The following is a 15793-nucleotide window of genomic DNA, read 5'->3' on the forward strand; positions in this document are numbered from 1 at the left end:
GGCGCCAAAGCGGGCAGCGTGGTCGCAACGTTTACGACGTTCGATGAAGACGGTGATACCGTCAACGTCACCTTAAGCGACACGACCCATTACGCTCTGGACGGTAACGGCAACGTGGTGCTGACCGAGAAAGGTGCGGAGCTGGTCAACCAAGGTCAAGACTTACCGAAGTTCACCTTAACGCCAGACGACGGTGAAGTGAGCGGCGAGGCGCAATCGCACGATCCATCAGTAACCGCTGTAAACGATGCCCCAATCGCTAATGACGACAACTACAGCCATTCCAACGGGTTAACGGGTAAGTTCTTCGCTTACGATCAAAATACTGGTGACTACGGAAACATCGACTCTGTAGCAGATGCTGAGGCGATTATTGGGTCGGGTTCTCCTGATTTAACGTTTGTGTCGACTGACTTAGATTACCGTTTGGGTTCAAGCCTTACAACGGATGCGAATGTGGCTGAGTTCTTGGGCGATGATGCCGCTAGTATTTCCGGACAAATTCCTACGGGTACGACGGATGGTATCTTCCAGATGACTGGTGCTATTTATCTGGAAGCTGGTTCGTTTGCTTTGAGAGTAAATGCAGACGACGGCTACATGATAAAGATTGATGGCAATGTTGTTGCCGTATTCGATGGAAACCAGTCAGCACACGAGCGAGTAGGCGATGTATTTGATATCGATAGTTCAGGTTATCACACCATTGAAATTGTCTACTGGGACCAAGGTGGTGTGGCTGCTCTCGATATCGATATTGGCCAATTCGATTCAAAAGGTGATCTAGTCGGTGACTTTAATCCTCTGCTAGACGCTCCGACGCTAAATGACGAGCTTTGTACAGTCGAAGGGCAATCAACAACGATTTCAGCTCTATCGCTTTTAGCGAATGATACCGATCCAGAAGGCGACGCGTTATCTATCCAATCTGTCAACAGTGTTACTGGCGGAACAGTTACACTCAACGCAGATGGTAGCATCAAATTCATTCCTGAAGAGGGCTTTAGCGGGGATGCAACGTTCGAATACGTTGTAGTGGATGCCCACGGGGCGAGTGATACCGCTACAGTAACGGTTCATGTTGAGCCAATTTCTAACGGATTAGAAGTCACGGCTGAACTTGTTAGTTCAAGCAGCTTTGTTGATGACTACATTGAGACCATCCTAGAACAGAAACCGACTGCACCTACAGGCAACGGTAATGATGGTGACAACATTCTGCTAGGAGACGCCAACTCCTTAAGTGATCACCTGAGTGGTGGTTCGGGTAAGGACATCATTTTCGGTGAAGCTTCTAATAATCAAGAGCTTTTCGGAAACGAAGGTGACGATATACTCGTCGGAGGTACCGCCGCGAGTAATATCGTGCTACACGGTGATCAGCATGGTGATGGGAATGATGTCTTTGTATCGACCTCTATTGAATCGACCACGACTTACTACGGTGGCGGTGGCTCTAACATTGCCTATTTGCCGATAAATTCTGGTGAGATGGAGTTCATTGCAGGAGGCGATAATCCTCTTGCTCCTCAAGCTGATTTCTCGTTTAAGAACAATGAGAATGGTGCATACCATGACTTCTACAACGTAAATACCGTTTACCTCAATGACGGGAAATATGAAATCATTGATGGTTCTTTGACCAAAGTGTCTGATTTCTATGAGCTAAACATCGATGTTGATCTAAATGACAATGATGGCAGTGAAGTTGTTACTGATGTTGTGATTAGCGGCGTTCCAGATGGTACTTCGTTGATAATCGGTGGAGAGCTGGTTGGTACCGATAACGGCGATGGTACATGGACTTTACCTGCAGATTTGTTGGACGCAGATGGCAAATTGTCTCTAACGGTCGAAACTCCAGCAGGCTCAACGTCTGCACCGACGTTTACGGTTACTGTTGGAGCTCAAGAAGTCGATGAATCCGGTAACCCAGTTGATTTGCCGAAATACGCTGAAACTGACACTGGTAATGTTCATTTCCCTCTTGTTAACCCTAATGGTGATAACCAAATTGAAGGTGGTAAAGGTGACGATGTAGTTACGGGCGATATCGGTGGTATTGTTACCGAGACTCAAGCGGCTGCGAACTATAATATTGCATTGGTTGTTGATACTTCAGGCAGTATGGATTGGAAGATCAGTGAAGAATACGGTGCAGCAAAACGAATTGATGCGGTCAAGTCGGCGTTAATTAACATGCTGAAAGATATGGCCGATCACTCTGGTACGGTCAATGTGGCTCTAATTGGATTTAGCGGTACAGCGACATTGAAGTTTGACTTAGATGATCTCGAGCCTTTTGACCTGAATAGTTATTACTATGGGATCGACGATGCAATTAATGCTCTAACAGCGGAAGGTGCAAGCAACTACGAGAGTGCGTTTGATACCACGCAAAACTGGTTCGCAGAGCAGTCAAGTGATGGCTTTGAGAACTTAACCTTCTTCCTAACCGATGGTGTACCAACGGTAAGTAATTCGCATAGCAGCAATGGCTCGACGACTGAGCTTGATGAGTTTGTCGATTCGGTTCGAGCGTTTGAAGAGCTATCTAAAGTGTCGACAGTACGTGCTATTGGTATTGGTGATGGTATTGAAAGCGATGTGCTTAAATTCTTTGATAATACATCTGCAAATAGCGTCGATTTCACCAAGACAGAAACTACGTTAGCTAACTTTAGTACTGGCTACGGCGAAGCATGGAGCTTAAACAACTGGACTTTAAGAACCACGGGTGGAGACGTTGAACGTCACAATGGGCAAATTGTTTTGACCGATGACGGCAACGAAAGTTATGCCACCTACCTAGAAAGCCCGACATTTGAAGTTTCGGATAACACAATGGCATCGCTTAACTTTGATGTATACACTGGCTCTAAGTATGGCGTAGGTGATAGCTATGGATGGATTGTACAGAAACTAGAGGGAAATCAATGGGTCGATGTACAGTCTCATTCTTATCAGTATAGCTATTACTATGGTTCGGGTGGTTCCATTGAAACACAAGCCTTGTCCTCGGGTACGTACCGATTGATGGTATGGGTTCATGAAGATGGCAGTGGTTATGAAGCAGACATCAAACTAGATAACTTCGTATTAGAAACAATCACGGCTCCAACTGGTGTTGTTGAAATCGTTCACGGTGCGGGTGAGTTAGATGCGGCTCTTCAAGAAGCGAGTCAATCGATTAAGTTCGCGCCACTTGGAGATGACGTAGTGTTGGGTAATGACGGCGATGACATCTTATTTGGTGATGCTGTCAACTCGGATAACTTGCCATGGGGTAGTATTAATGGTAACCCTGACCAACCTGCGGACTGGCAAGATGGACAAGGGCTAGAAGGTGTAAAACAGTTCTTAACGCTTAAGAATCATGGTTCTGAACCATCTCAGCTTGAGTTATACGAGTTCATTAAAGCCAACCACGAAACGCTGAATTTATTCGATGAGGCTCGTGGTGGTGATGATAGTCTGTCTGGCGGTCGTGGTGACGACGTGCTTTACGGTCAAGGTGGTGCGGATACCCTAGACGGTGGCGAAGGCAACGATACACTGGTTGGTGGTCTTGGTAACGACATTCTAACGGGTGGCGATGACGCAGATATCTTCAAGTGGTTAGATATGGAGCACGCTACAGACACGGTTACTGACTTTAACGTCACTGAAGGTGATACGTTGGATCTGAGCGAACTATTCGTTGATATGAAGCAAGACGACATCAGTGCGCTACTGACGGATTTGGGTAGCGGAGATCATCAAGGTAGTGCTGCTGGCGTGTCTGTTTCTGTTGTTGATGATACTTCGGGCTCTTCAACGCTGACGATCAATAAAGGCGGCCAAACATTGACGGTCGAATTTGATGGCGCTTCTGCAGCAGATGTTACGACGAGCTTGCTTGATAATCTCAACCAGTTACAACTGAAAGACTAGTTCAATTTGGGAGTCAATGATGACTCCCAATAATTTGAATTACGTAATCGCTATAAGTAAAAAGCCCCGCTAACTGAGCGGGGCTTTTTATGGTTTATAGAACCTTACAAGCGAAACCTTTGAGGTAAAAACCTTCCGGGTAGGCACTGTCTGTTGGGTGATCCGCGGCTTGCTCGAAGCGCTCGATAAACTTCACCTGACGGCCAGAATCTACTGCTGCATCGGCAATGACTTTCTGGAACAGATCGGCACTCATTAGTCCTGAACATGAATAGGTCAGCAACGTGCCACCAGGTTTCAAGATTTGCATCGCGAGCATGTTGATGTCTTTGTAGCCGTTTGCACCCGATGTTAGATTGTTTTTGCTTGAAACAAACTTTGGTGGATCCATGATAACGACATCGAACTTAGTGCCTTGGTCTCGGTATTCACGAAGAAGCTTAAAGACATCAGCATTTAAGAAAACCGCTCGTTTTTTGGAAATATCGAACTCGTTAAGCTCAGCATTGAATTTTGCGGTGTCTAGCGCAGGTTGTGACACATCCGCATTGATGACGCGTTTTGCTCCGCCTTTCAGGGCGTAAAGACCAAATCCGCCTGTGTATGAGAAGCAGTTAAGGACTTCTTTGTCTTTCACGTATTTCATCGCTTGCTGGCGACTATCACGTTGGTCAAGATAAAAACCTGTCTTGTGGCCACCAACGATATCAACACTGATCTTGATGCCGTTTTCTTCGATCACAACGGATTTTGGCGGCTCTTCGCCGTAAAGCACACCAGTGACTTCTTCCAAGCCTTCCTTTTTACGTACCGCAACATCAGAGCGCTCGTAGATATTGCAGTCTGGGAAAACTTCCCGCAACGCTTCAACTAATGTCTGTTTGTGAAACTCTGAGCCAGCACTTAATAATTGGCAAACCAAGTAATTTTGGTATTTATCAATCGTAATACCGGGTAAACCGTCAGATTCAGCGGCTATCAAACGATAACCTGTCAGACCATCGCGCTCGATGATGTCTTCACGAAGAAGCTGCGCGTCTTTGATTCGTTTTACGAAAAACGATTTGTTGATCTCTTGTTTTTCAAAAGACCAAACTCGGGCACGAATCTGTGAATTAGGTGAGTAGGCAGCTTTTGCTAGCCATTTTCCATCATGAGTAAACACATCTACTGTTTCGCCGAGCGAAGGTTCGCCCTCAACTTTGCTAATACCGCGAGAGAATACCCATGGGTGTTTGCGACGAAGGGACTTTTCACGGCCTTTTACAAGATAGATTGCTGGAGTCATTAAGTTACTCAATTGATAGTTTGGAAAGGACGGGTATTGTCGGGGAAGTCGTATGGAAAATCAAATAAAAGAGCCGCTCATAGGCGGCTCTGTATGGGTTAGGCTTTTAATCCTGTTAATAAGGTTTCCATCGAGTCACTCTGTCTTCTAAGTTGCTCAATATTGCTGTTGGTCGCATCAATCATTTCGCAAACCTGATCCGACTGTACGCGGATTTCTTCAACACTTGCGGCAATGTTATCTGCCACTACGCCTTGCTCCTCGGCTGCCGTCGCGATTTGAACACTACTGTCTGAGATAGACTGGTTCTTATCTGCTAAAGAACCAATCTCAGCGTTGACTTCAGACATCAATGTTTGACCTTCATTAGCGTTAACAACCGTTGTTTCCATCAGCTTAGTCAGTGATTGGCTGTTACGTTGTAGCGCTTCGATCATTGACTGAATCTCTACCGTTGCAGTTTGAGTGCGACCAGCTAGAGCACGAACTTCGTCGGCAACGACCGCAAAGCCACGGCCTTGTTCACCAGCACGTGCGGCTTCGATTGCAGCGTTTAACGCGAGTAGATTAGTCTGCTCTGAAATCGCATTAATCGTGGTGACGACCTCATCAATTTGTGCCGCGTTTGTATCAAGCTCTGCCACTGCTTCTGACGCAGATTGAACCTCAAGAGACAGCTGTGAGATAGAGGAGAGAGTGTGTCCGACTTTCTGTTGACCTTGCTGTGCCACAATACGTGCATCTTCGGTCTGTGTGCTTGAATCATGCGCTAAGTTCGCTACTTCTCGAATCGTTGATGCCATCTCTTCAGTTGCGCTGGCAAGTGAGTTCAAATGCTCTTGCTGAGTACCGGATGTGCTCGCAGTAAGCTGATTAGTTTGATTCAAGTCTGAACTGATTTGCTGCATTAGAGCAATCGATTCTTGGATGGATAGAACCAAGTTTTGCTCACGCTCAGCAACACTGTCGATAGTGATCGCAATCTCACTAAACTCATCACGCACTTTAAAAAAGTTCATACGGCTGGTTAAGTCACCAGAAGCAAGGGTGGAAAGTGCTTTATTCATAGTGAACATTGCGCCACCAATGAAGGTCATGATGTAGTAAACGCCTGTCGCGATTAAAAATAGGGTAACTGCTATGATTGTAAAGTGAGTGGTGGACAGTGAAGTCCAGAGATCTTGGTTGTGCACGTCCACCAAGCTGAACTCTCCGTTATTAACAGAGACGGCACCAGCTCCACTGCCTAGGGCGATGGTATCTGAATTAGCAATAATCTCGGCAACTTGTGCTCGCGTTAGGCCACCAGTCTCAATTAAGTTACGCATCAGTACCAGTTCTTCTTGATACAGTTGATTGAGCATTGAATCCGCGGCGTTATCAAGCACGAGTGTTAAGACAATCAAAGTGATAACAGGCAAAAAGAACAGAAGATAGAACTTTTCTTGAATTTTTAGGTGAATGAGATATTTGTCAATCCAGCGAAATGGTATTTCTTTCATAATGATACTTCCAAAGACAGGAGCCCTAGTACTTCTTTAGTTTAGGCCGAGATGAGCAAATATAACATTGAGTGATGAAATGAGGTATTAACTATGGAGCAAAAATGTGTCAAGTTCACAGTGTTTGGCGTAGTGCAGGGGGTAGGCTTTCGTTACCACACTTGTCATCAAGGGTTAAAGCTCGGTTTAACGGGGTACGCGAAGAACCTCATGGACGGCAGCGTCGAAGTGGTGGTATGTGGCAGTGAACAAAAAGTGGCTGAAATGGCAACTTGGCTGGAACAAGGCCCTCAAACCGCAACGGTAGATTCGGTGGTTTCAGAGCCTATGTCTTTTAAACCGTTTAGAGGGTTTAAAATCTTATAGCGATAATCGTTTTACAGGCACTTTGCAGGTTTTGGTAGACCAGCCAGTTTTGTTGCTTGCTTTGCAGGTCCTTGTTTGAACAACTTGAATAAGTACTTGCTGTTTCCTTTCTCTGGGCCGTGCGCTTTTTCCATCGCTTTTACTAACATTCTTACCGCTGGAGAAGTGTTGAATTCTTCATAGAAGTCTCGAACAAAGTGGACGACTTCTAAATGGGCATCAGTGAGCTCGATACCTTCTTGCTCAGCCAGCACAGAGATCATGCCTTCTTCCCACTGTGTATGGTCTAAAAGGTAGCCTTGAGCATCAGTTTCAATTTGTTTGCCGTTATATTCGAACATCGTTATTACCTTAAAATCTCTGATATGGAATAGGGTAGCGCAGCTATAACTCAGATCACAATACGGCAATAAAGAAAAAGCCCGAAAGCAAATGCGTTCGGGCTTTGTTTAGTCAGTTTCTGAACAGATTAGTCGTCGTTCATAATGCCTAGGATGCTTAGTAGGCTCGTGAACAGGTTAAGAATGTTCAGGTACATTGAGATTGTCGCGCTAACGTAGTTTGTCTCTTCACCACGTACGATACGGCTTGTGTCGTATAGGATGAAACCAGAGAACACTAGCGCAGAGATGCTGCTGATCGCTAACTGAGCAACGGTTGAGCCAACAAAGATATTGATGATAGCTGCAACGATAACGATGATCAGACCTGCGATTAGGAAGTTACGCATGAAAGAGAAATCTTTCTTACTGCTGATCGTGTAAGCAGAAAGACCCAAAAATACCATACCCGTCAAGCCTAGTGCTTGCGCGATGATAGAAGGACCGCTTGGGATCGCCGCGTAGTAGTTAAGCATTGGACCTAGCGCACCACCCATAAGTGTGGTGAAAACAAAAGTCCAAACAATACCCATCGAAGAGTTAATGCTTCGTGGTAGAGCGAAAAATAGGATACCGATAGCAGCTACCTGCATTACAAGCGCCATCATCGGAGAAATGCCCATTGCCATAGTAGCCATAGCTGCGATAGCACTGGTTACTAATGTCATCGACAGTAGGAAATAGGTGTTCTTAAGCGTTTTGTTAATCTCAAGTACATTCTGAGCACTTGTAGAGCGGGTAAACATAGGACTATTCATGATCTTCCTCGTAAGGGTTTTATGTTTATAACTACATTTATGAGGTTCAATGATCAAAAGATCAAGCCCTCTAACGTTATGCAGTACTTAAAATAATAATAGAATTAGAATGTTAAGTATTTATATATGTGTAACACAATATAACACGAATAAGAGAGGCGACCTAAGTCGCCTCTCTATCTCAGTGTCATGAGTGTATCAGTGGCTGAGGATTTGAGACAGGAAGTTTTGCGTACGGTATGACTGCGGATTCTCAAAGAAAGCAATAGGGTTGCTCTCTTCCATGATTTCGCCCGCATCCATAAAGATGACTGGGTGAGCAACTTCTTTTGCGAAACCCGTTTCGTGCGTTACACAAAGCCTCGTCATACCTTGCCAATTTGATATGGAAAAGTGGGTTTTTACTAATCCGTTGGCTATGCTGAAGGTAATGTAAAAACAATATCTTCCGACAAGGTTGTTGGCAATTTGTGGCTAAGAAAACAGCGATAGAGTATACATATCAAGAAAAACAAGAAAAAGTTGTTGTCATTGATGACTCCAAAACTTTGTGTAACACGTTTTGTGAATTATTGGCAGATTTAGGTTTTCGCACGGAAGGCTATTATTCGGGGAACACTGCGTTAGAGGCAATGCAAAAAGATATCCCGGATCTGTTGTTACTGGATTTGAACATGCCGGATGTCGATGGCTACGAAGTATGCCGTCGGATGCAATCGAATAAGGCATTGGCAGACATCCCTATCGTAGTGATTAGTAGCTACAGCAATATCGACGAAAAGCTTAAAGCGTTCGAGGCTGGTGCGGTAGATTACGTTACCAAACCGATTCAAATGGCAGAAGTGCAGGCGAGAATAGAAACGCACTTGTCTTTGCGCCGTTACCAACGAGCATTAGAAGAAAAAAATACTCAACTAACACAGACTCTCGATGAGTTAAAAGACGCTCAGCGGCAACTGATACAGACAGCAAAGCTTGCGTCGATTGGTAAATTAGTCGCAGGTGTTGCCCACGAAATTAATAACCCAGTTAGTTTTATTATTGGCAATGCTCATATCATTCAACGAGACCTGACTAAGCTTATCCAGTCGAGCGCTACAAATGTGGGCGAGCGAACTAACATTGAAGGTACGTTGAGCGAGCTCGTACCTGCGGTGGATGATATTCTCGAGGCGTCTCATAGAATTAACAATATAGTTAAAGATTTACAGTCTTTTAGTGCTAAGGGGGCGACAGATAAATCAACGGTCAACTTTTCTACATTAGTTAAAAAGGCAGTGAATTGGACGAGAAAAAGCAATCAGCCTGCGGCTGAGATTTTACTGGTGCTTCCAAGTTATCTACCAGTGTTGGGAGACGAAGGTCAGCTAACACAAGTGATACTGAATCTGCTAGCCAACGCATTAGATGCCTCAAAAGATGAGGACACACCGACGATCACGATGCAAGGCGAGCGCTGTGGTGAGAATGTAGTATTAAGAATCAAAGATAATGGTACAGGTGTAGAAGCACATCATTTAGAGCACTTGTTCGATCCTTTTTTTACCACTAAAAAAGTGGGCGAGGGAACCGGACTGGGTCTGTCGATCAGTTACGGTTTAGTGACGGAACATAATGGTTCACTTGCGGTGGAAAACAATCCTGATAAAGGTGCGTGTTTTACGTTAACGCTACCGTGGCACGAATAAGCGTGTTTCCTCTTTGTATAGAGTGACAAGGTGTCCTCAAACAAAGCTCAGCAACGAAAAATCAATACGCCTTAGGAGTTCACGATGTTGGAAAAGCTAACTTGGGTTGTGGGAGACATATCCTGGACTTGATTCAACAAGAATTTTTGAAAAGCCAGTGCGATCGGCGACAACCTCTTTTCTCGATGGTGGACCAAGTACCAGTGTCTGATTATAGGCATATTTTCTACGTCAAGAACGACCAACTTGTTTGCCTCTAATTCAAGTTGAATGGTGTGTAACGAGACAATGCCCAATGACAATCCAGCCGCCACTGCTTGTTTGATCGCTTCACTGGCGCTCATCTCTGCTGCTACATTCAGTGAAATACCATGCAAATCAAAAAAACGCTCAATCGCACTGCGCGTACCAGAACCTTTTTCTCGTACCACAATGGACTCTTGCGTTAGGGTGGTAAGAGGGATGGATTTTTGCTTGGAAAGAGGATGATTAGGTGGTGCAATGACGACCAGTGGGTTTTCCATCAACACGGTGCTCTCAACGTCCAGTTCTAAAGGCGGTTTCCCCATTATGGCTAAATCACAGTGGTTATTCTTTAGATCTTTCAACAAGTTATCTCGGTTAGTCACATTCAGACTAAGCTGTACGCTTTTGTGTTGGTGAGAAAAGGCAGAAAGCAAACTCGCAGCAAAATAATTGGCGGTACTCGCCACAGTGATTTTTAATTTGCCGCAAGACAGAGATTTCATGCTGTTAAACGTATTCTCCGCGTCGTCAACGATATGATTTATACGTTCACAGTATCCGACTAGCTCTTCACCCGCAGTGGTTAAGAAAAGGGATTTACCCAATTGCTCGAACAGAGGAAGCCCGATGTTTTCCTCAAGTTGCCTCACCTGCATTGAAACAGCAGGTTGTGTAAGGTGAAGAATTTCTGACGCTCTTGTATAACTGAGCTGGCTCGCGACGGCATAAAAAATATTCAGCTGGCGAAGAGTTAAGTGCATATTCATTCCTGAATCACTGTTCGATAACTAACCGTCAATGCATAACCCATACCCACTATTTTGTTTATATCTAACACATTGTTTCTATTCAATATTACATTGCATGCTTGGACGAGGAAAAACCGTAATATATTTGTATCGGAAAGCTTCCATGCATCCACTGGATAGAAACATTCCGCTATCTTTGCTGCTAATTCGTCATTTTAGTCAGACTTGCAAAAAGTTGTGGCAGCAAGGAGGGTAGCCGAGTTACATCGTTCAAAATCGTGTATCGACCGTGGCCAAAAAGTGAACTAATGTAAGTGCCTGCGTCTTTATCGATAGTGAGGCAATACGGAGTAATACCTTGGCAAAGTAGTTCATCAACTGCTTTATGTGTGTCAGATTTCAAGTACTCTGGATCACGCACATCAATATCTGATGGTTCACCGTCACTGAGCAATAGCAGCAGTTTCTTGCTTTGGTGTTGCTGGTTTAGGTAATGTCCGGCATGGCGCATGGCAGCCCCGATGCGAGTTGACAATTTTCCCCTGACTCCGGCCAATTTTGCTTTTACATCATCATCAAAAAGTTGTTCGAAGGATTTTAGGCATTGATATTGGACGTCATGGCGGCCGTTGGACGAAAAACCGTGAATGGCGAAAGGGTCTCCAATTTGTTCAATCGCGCTGGCGAGTAACGTTGTTGCCTCTTTGGCAATCTCAATCACAGTGGTGCCATGATCGTCAACAGATTCATTGGTTGATTCAGATAGGTCTAGCAACAACAGCACAGCGAGATCGCGCTGCTGTCGCTTTAGGCGCTGGTCAATATTTAAATCAGGCAAGCTACCACGTTTGAGTTCTTTATAAGCTTCGACCAAAGCATCCAGATCAAAATCATCTCCGTCGCTCTGTTTTCTGAGCCGTTGTAGCCCTTTAGGTTGGACAGTTTCGACTAAGCGTCGGATCTGCTTAACGAGAGGACGGTGGGTATCAAGTAGTCTATCAATGCTGGCTGAAGCGCCTACCTTACAAGTGTGCTCAGTGACGGTTGTCCAGTTTATTCTGGAACTTGCCGAGCGATAATCCCATTCCGAGTAATAAAATGGTGAAGATACTTGCGCTATTCCTTCGAGTGCATTGATACTGACATCCTCAGGATCACCATCGCGGAAAAACTCTGATTCGAGAACCCATATTTCCTCAGCCGTCTCATCGGCAAGCTCACAATCCAGCTCATTAACCATTTCGATAACACTCACCGTTTTCTTCACTTGCGGTTTGTTGAGCGACAACCAACTACTCAGTTCATCATTATCCGGCCAAAGATACTGATTATCGTCTCGATAAGGGATGGTGTGTTGAGCGTACTGGCTCACTGAAGTGTGGAGGCAATACGATGGTAGAGCACCGGCTAACCATATCCCTAACTGATTGACAGTGTTCGCGTGTGCAGAAATAGGTTGCGCTAACAGTTCAGAAAAACGTTGGCATGTTTTTTTTACCAGTGGATGGGGGTCGCTGCCATCTTGATTCAGTAAGGCGACAATAATACGTTCGACCAAGGTTAAACCTGATTCAGGCAAGCAGACTTGATGGCGGGGAATATTGAGGATGGAATGCCAAAGTGCTTTAAGGCCAGGAAACACTTTGATAGCAAGTGCTTCAACACGCGCATCTTCTATCAGCCCGATAAAAAACTGTTGGAGCGGTGTAAAATCACGGCGTTGACGGGGAGTAGAAAAACGAAGATGAGCGGCGCAGTGTGCTGCGGCTGCCCGATACATCAGCTTAGCTGGAATAGAGGTTTGGTCTGCTTGAGAATTGTTGTTGATAAGAGGACTTGAGTAATCATCGAAAGCGTCTGGCAATAGAATCATCCGATAAGAGATTGAAGGTCGCAGACGATAATCAGCAGCATCTTCTTGATTGAACTCGACACTGATAGGTCGGAGCACGAAGTCCTCTCCCCATATCGCGCATAAAAAGTATTGGATTTGGCGCTGAATGTCGACAAACAAAAGGCCATTTCTCTGCTGTTGAAAAACGGAAAGGCTGTCAGTGGTCTGGAGAGAAAAATAGCTATGTAACGTCTCGTTTTGGTGGGCAAAAGCGCGAACTCCCCACATTGCCCAACGCTCTAAGCCGGATATCGATAGCTGGCGAAGGTATTTATCCAAATAATTAAAATAAGGTGCTAGACAGCGGGGCGCTTGTGTTGCGAGAGATTCTGTTAGCGACAAGTACTGTTTCAGTGCCTCAACGGATTTTAATCGATTTGAGGCGATTAAAAGCGAATCTAAAAACTGTGCAAGGCGCTCGTTGCCGATCAGTTGACTTAGTGCACATAATACTGACTCTGCTCTTTGCACCAACGAGCAAAGCTGTTCAATGTCGTCTGAGTAATGAACATTGCCCTGACAGTTCTTCACTATTTCAGTGATGTTGCGAAACCATAGAAGCTGAAGATTAACGCTCGCATTTTGGTGATAAATCGAGAGGGCGGAGCGAATGCAGGCGGTGACGATGGGGTTAGGTAGCGTTGTTTTCGCCTGAATAATCGCCTCTTCAAGTTGAATAAACTCATCACCATCGGGTTTATTTACCTTGGCTAAAGGTGTCGCTGCCTCGAGCGTTTTTAACCATTGCTTTGTTAGTTGTTCACTCTCATCCATAAGTCTATCCTCGTAATCTTACGCTGGATTTTAAAAGCAGCCTTTTACTGCGGTTTCAATGATCTCGCAGATATCGGGATCATCACTGAGAGGGTGAACCAGCGCCATCTCACACGCGGCAATAGGGGTAATTCCCTTATTAATTAATTGACCCGTGTAGACCAACAAACGAGTGGATATTCCTTCATTTAGGCCATGCCCAACCAGGTTTCTTGCATGGCCTGCAATGCGGACCAGCCGCTCTGCGGTATCACTGTCTACTTTGGCTTCGTGGCAGATAATTGCGGTTTCAACAGCAGGTTCCGGGTAATCAAAAACCAGCGAGGCAAAACGCTGCTTAGTTGATGTTTTTAAGTCTTTCATCAGCGTTTGGTAACCTGGGTTATAAGAGATCACAAGCTGGAAATCAGGATGAGCAGTGACAACTTCTCCTTTTTTTTCCAACGATAAAGTACGGCGATGATCCGTTAACGAGTGGATTGCAACGGTGGTGTCCTGACGGGCTTCAACGATTTCATCGAGATAACAAATGGCGCCAATTCTTGCTGCTGTCGTCAGGGGACCATCTTGCCAGTATGTCCCATCTTGATTGAGAAGATACCGTCCAACCAAATCCGATGCGGTCATGTCCTCATGGCATGATATGGTGATCAACGGTCTACTCAGTTTCCATGCAATATGTTCAACAAAACGGGTTTTCCCGCAACCAGTCGGACCTTTTAGCATCATAGGAATACGCGCGTCATAGGCAGCAAGGTATGCGGCAAGTTCATCTCCTGTCTCTTGGTAATAAGGCTCAGCCCCAATCATGTATTGATCATTCGTAGGTAGCGCCTTTACTGCTCGGTTCATTGTGTCTCCCTCCATTCTTTCAGTGGAGAAAAGCGCCGGATATGGTATAGCTCAACACACGTACCGGCTTAGTTGCTCTGTGTCATCCTTTTGTTTTCACAACATCGTGTTTCTGATTACCATATTGAACGGATATCAGAGTCATTCGAAGCCAGGAGCACGATAGACGACGGTTGCCATTCCTTGAGTCTGTCTGAGGTTGTCATAACCAATGATACGGACATGATGGTTGGGGTTCCCGTTGTGACATAGCTGAGCTTCAGACAATATTTTGTCGACATCCGTTTCTCCAAACATAGGGAGTTTCCACATGTACCAATACGAAGAATTTGCTTCTTCTGGCTCCGTGTGTTCAATCGCAGGGTTCCAGCCCTGTTTGACGATATACTTCACTTGCTTGCGAATTTGTTCTGCGGTCAATCGCGGCAAGTAAGAGAAAGTTTCAAATTTTCGGCTGTGTGGTTCGGTTAACCGTGATGGGTAATCTCTGATTTCACTCATCGTCGCTCTCCTTAAATAGGGTGACAATTATTCTGGTGTCACTTTGGATTAGTTACGCGTGGGCAGTATCGAGCTTGTCTACCGTATCAAACTCGAACTTGATTTCTTTCCATGTTTCCATAGCGGCCTTGAGCTCTGGACTGTGTTTCGCGGCTGCTTTCAAAATATCTTTCCCTTCGCGTTCAAGGTCTTTCCCTTCATTTCGGGCTAGAGTACAAGCCTCAAGCGCGACGCGGTTTGCTGCGGCACCTGCAGCATTTCCCCAAGGATGTCCTAACGTACCGCCACCAAACTGAAATACCGCGTTGTCACCAAAAATAGAAACCAGTGCTGGCATGTGCCAAACGTGTATACCACCGGAGGCGACAGGGAATACGCCAGGCATAGAGCCAAAATCCTGATCAAAGAAAATGCCTCGGGAGCGATCTTTTTTAATCACACGCTCACGCATAAGGTCTATCCAGCCAAGCGTGGCGTTGCGATCCCCTTCCAGTTTGCCTACGACGGTCCCAGAGTGGAGATGGTCCCCCCCAGACAAACGCAGACACTTAGTGAGTACTCGAAAGTGAATACCATGGTGTGGGTTCCGGTCTACCACGGCATGCATAGCGCGGTGAATATGGAGTAGCATGCCATTGTCTCGGCACCAGTTTGCTAACCCCGTATTGGCGGTAAAACCAGCGGTAAAGAAGTCATGCATAATGATCGGCATATCCAGTTCTTTCGCAAACTCCGCACGGCGGTACATTTCTTCTGGCGTTGCTGCAGTGACATTTAAGTAGTGACCTTTACGCTCGCCAGTTTCTTGCTCTGCTCGGTGTATTGCCTCTGCGACATAGCCAAAGCGGTCTCGCCAGCGCAT

At 45.4% G+C, this 15793-nt stretch carries 12 protein-coding genes and 1 pseudogene; 3 read left to right on the plus strand and 10 right to left on the minus strand.

What is annotated here, in order from left to right:
• Window positions 1-3933, plus strand: a 3933-nt coding sequence (locus tag HCZ42_RS22065) for an Ig-like domain-containing protein (protein ID WP_167422612.1), incomplete at its 5' end; no start/stop codon positions are given.
• A 94-nt stretch (window positions 3934-4027) separates the two neighbouring features.
• On the opposite strand, the gene HCZ42_RS20870 is transcribed toward HCZ42_RS22065, so the two are convergent.
• Window positions 4028-5221: a class I SAM-dependent methyltransferase gene (locus HCZ42_RS20870; protein WP_167422613.1), complete on the minus strand. Its 1194-nt coding sequence runs from the start codon at window positions 5219-5221 to the stop codon at window positions 4028-4030.
• A 98-nt stretch (window positions 5222-5319) separates the two neighbouring features.
• Window positions 5320-6723, minus strand: a complete 1404-nt coding sequence (locus HCZ42_RS20875; RefSeq protein ID WP_167422614.1) for a methyl-accepting chemotaxis protein — start codon at window positions 6721-6723, stop codon at window positions 5320-5322.
• 93 nt (window positions 6724-6816) lie between these two features.
• On the opposite strand from HCZ42_RS20875, the gene yccX reads away from it, so the two are divergent.
• Window positions 6817-7089, plus strand: coding sequence for an acylphosphatase (yccX, locus tag HCZ42_RS20880; RefSeq protein ID WP_167422615.1), 273 nt, complete (start codon window positions 6817-6819; stop codon window positions 7087-7089).
• 11 nt (window positions 7090-7100) lie between these two features.
• On the opposite strand, the gene HCZ42_RS20885 is transcribed toward yccX, so the two are convergent.
• The 3 genes and pseudogenes from HCZ42_RS20885 to HCZ42_RS20895 form a co-directional block, all read right to left on the minus strand.
• On the minus strand, window positions 7101-7430 hold the full coding sequence (locus HCZ42_RS20885; protein WP_053408589.1) for a TusE/DsrC/DsvC family sulfur relay protein: 330 nt from the start codon (window positions 7428-7430) through the stop codon (window positions 7101-7103).
• 128 nt (window positions 7431-7558) lie between these two features.
• A complete protein-coding gene (locus HCZ42_RS20890; protein ID WP_045956294.1) occupies window positions 7559-8227 on the minus strand; it encodes a Bax inhibitor-1 family protein in 669 nt (222 codons plus the stop codon).
• 198 nt (window positions 8228-8425) lie between these two features.
• Window positions 8426-8602, minus strand: a pseudogene (locus tag HCZ42_RS20895) (amino acid ABC transporter ATP-binding protein); the annotation flags it as partial.
• A gap of 95 nt (window positions 8603-8697) precedes the next feature.
• On the opposite strand from HCZ42_RS20895, the gene HCZ42_RS20900 reads away from it, so the two are divergent.
• Window positions 8698-9915 carry a response regulator gene (locus tag HCZ42_RS20900; protein ID WP_167422616.1) on the plus strand — a complete coding sequence of 406 codons (1218 nt, stop codon included), beginning with the start codon at window positions 8698-8700 and terminating at the stop codon, window positions 9913-9915.
• A gap of 71 nt (window positions 9916-9986) precedes the next feature.
• On the opposite strand, the gene HCZ42_RS20905 is transcribed toward HCZ42_RS20900, so the two are convergent.
• From HCZ42_RS20905 to HCZ42_RS20925, 5 genes are all read right to left on the minus strand, one after another.
• Complete coding sequence (locus HCZ42_RS20905) at window positions 9987-10922, minus strand: LysR family transcriptional regulator (protein WP_167422617.1); 936 nt, start codon at window positions 10920-10922, stop codon at window positions 9987-9989.
• Between the two features lie 190 nt (window positions 10923-11112).
• On the minus strand, window positions 11113-13578 hold the full coding sequence (locus HCZ42_RS20910) for a nitric oxide reductase activation protein NorD (RefSeq protein WP_254869001.1): 2466 nt from the start codon (window positions 13576-13578) through the stop codon (window positions 11113-11115).
• A gap of 30 nt (window positions 13579-13608) precedes the next feature.
• Complete coding sequence (locus tag HCZ42_RS20915) at window positions 13609-14430, minus strand: CbbQ/NirQ/NorQ/GpvN family protein (protein ID WP_167422618.1); 822 nt, start codon at window positions 14428-14430, stop codon at window positions 13609-13611.
• A 141-nt stretch (window positions 14431-14571) separates the two neighbouring features.
• Window positions 14572-14931 carry a ribulose bisphosphate carboxylase small subunit gene (locus HCZ42_RS20920; protein ID WP_167422619.1) on the minus strand — a complete coding sequence of 120 codons (360 nt, stop codon included), beginning with the start codon at window positions 14929-14931 and terminating at the stop codon, window positions 14572-14574.
• A gap of 52 nt (window positions 14932-14983) precedes the next feature.
• Window positions 14984-15793 (minus strand): RuBisCO large subunit C-terminal-like domain-containing protein (locus tag HCZ42_RS20925; RefSeq protein ID WP_254869002.1); only part of this gene is annotated, 810 nt, incomplete at its 5' end.

The sequence above is a fragment of the Vibrio hepatarius genome (genome assembly GCF_011806575.1).
In the GTDB taxonomy this organism is placed as follows: Bacteria; Pseudomonadota; Gammaproteobacteria; order Enterobacterales; family Vibrionaceae; genus Vibrio; species Vibrio hepatarius_A.

Excerpts from the sequence above, each read along its gene's own strand:
- HCZ42_RS20870 (WP_167422613.1), bottom strand. The coding sequence starts at position 5,221 with ATGACTCCAGCAATCTATCTTGTAAAAGGCCGTGAAAAGTCCCTTCGT.
- HCZ42_RS20875 (WP_167422614.1), bottom strand. The coding sequence starts at position 6,723 with ATGAAAGAAATACCATTTCGCTGGATTGACAAATATCTCATTCACCTA.
- yccX (WP_167422615.1), top strand. The coding sequence starts at position 6,817 with ATGGAGCAAAAATGTGTCAAGTTCACAGTGTTTGGCGTAGTGCAGGGG.
- HCZ42_RS20885 (WP_053408589.1), bottom strand. The coding sequence starts at position 7,430 with ATGTTCGAATATAACGGCAAACAAATTGAAACTGATGCTCAAGGCTAC.
- HCZ42_RS20890 (WP_045956294.1), bottom strand. The coding sequence starts at position 8,227 with ATGAATAGTCCTATGTTTACCCGCTCTACAAGTGCTCAGAATGTACTT.
- HCZ42_RS20905 (WP_167422617.1), bottom strand. The coding sequence starts at position 10,922 with ATGCACTTAACTCTTCGCCAGCTGAATATTTTTTATGCCGTCGCGAGC.
- HCZ42_RS20910 (WP_254869001.1), bottom strand. The coding sequence starts at position 13,578 with ATGGATGAGAGTGAACAACTAACAAAGCAATGGTTAAAAACGCTCGAG.
- HCZ42_RS20915 (WP_167422618.1), bottom strand. The coding sequence starts at position 14,430 with ATGAACCGAGCAGTAAAGGCGCTACCTACGAATGATCAATACATGATT.
- HCZ42_RS20920 (WP_167422619.1), bottom strand. The coding sequence starts at position 14,931 with ATGAGTGAAATCAGAGATTACCCATCACGGTTAACCGAACCACACAGC.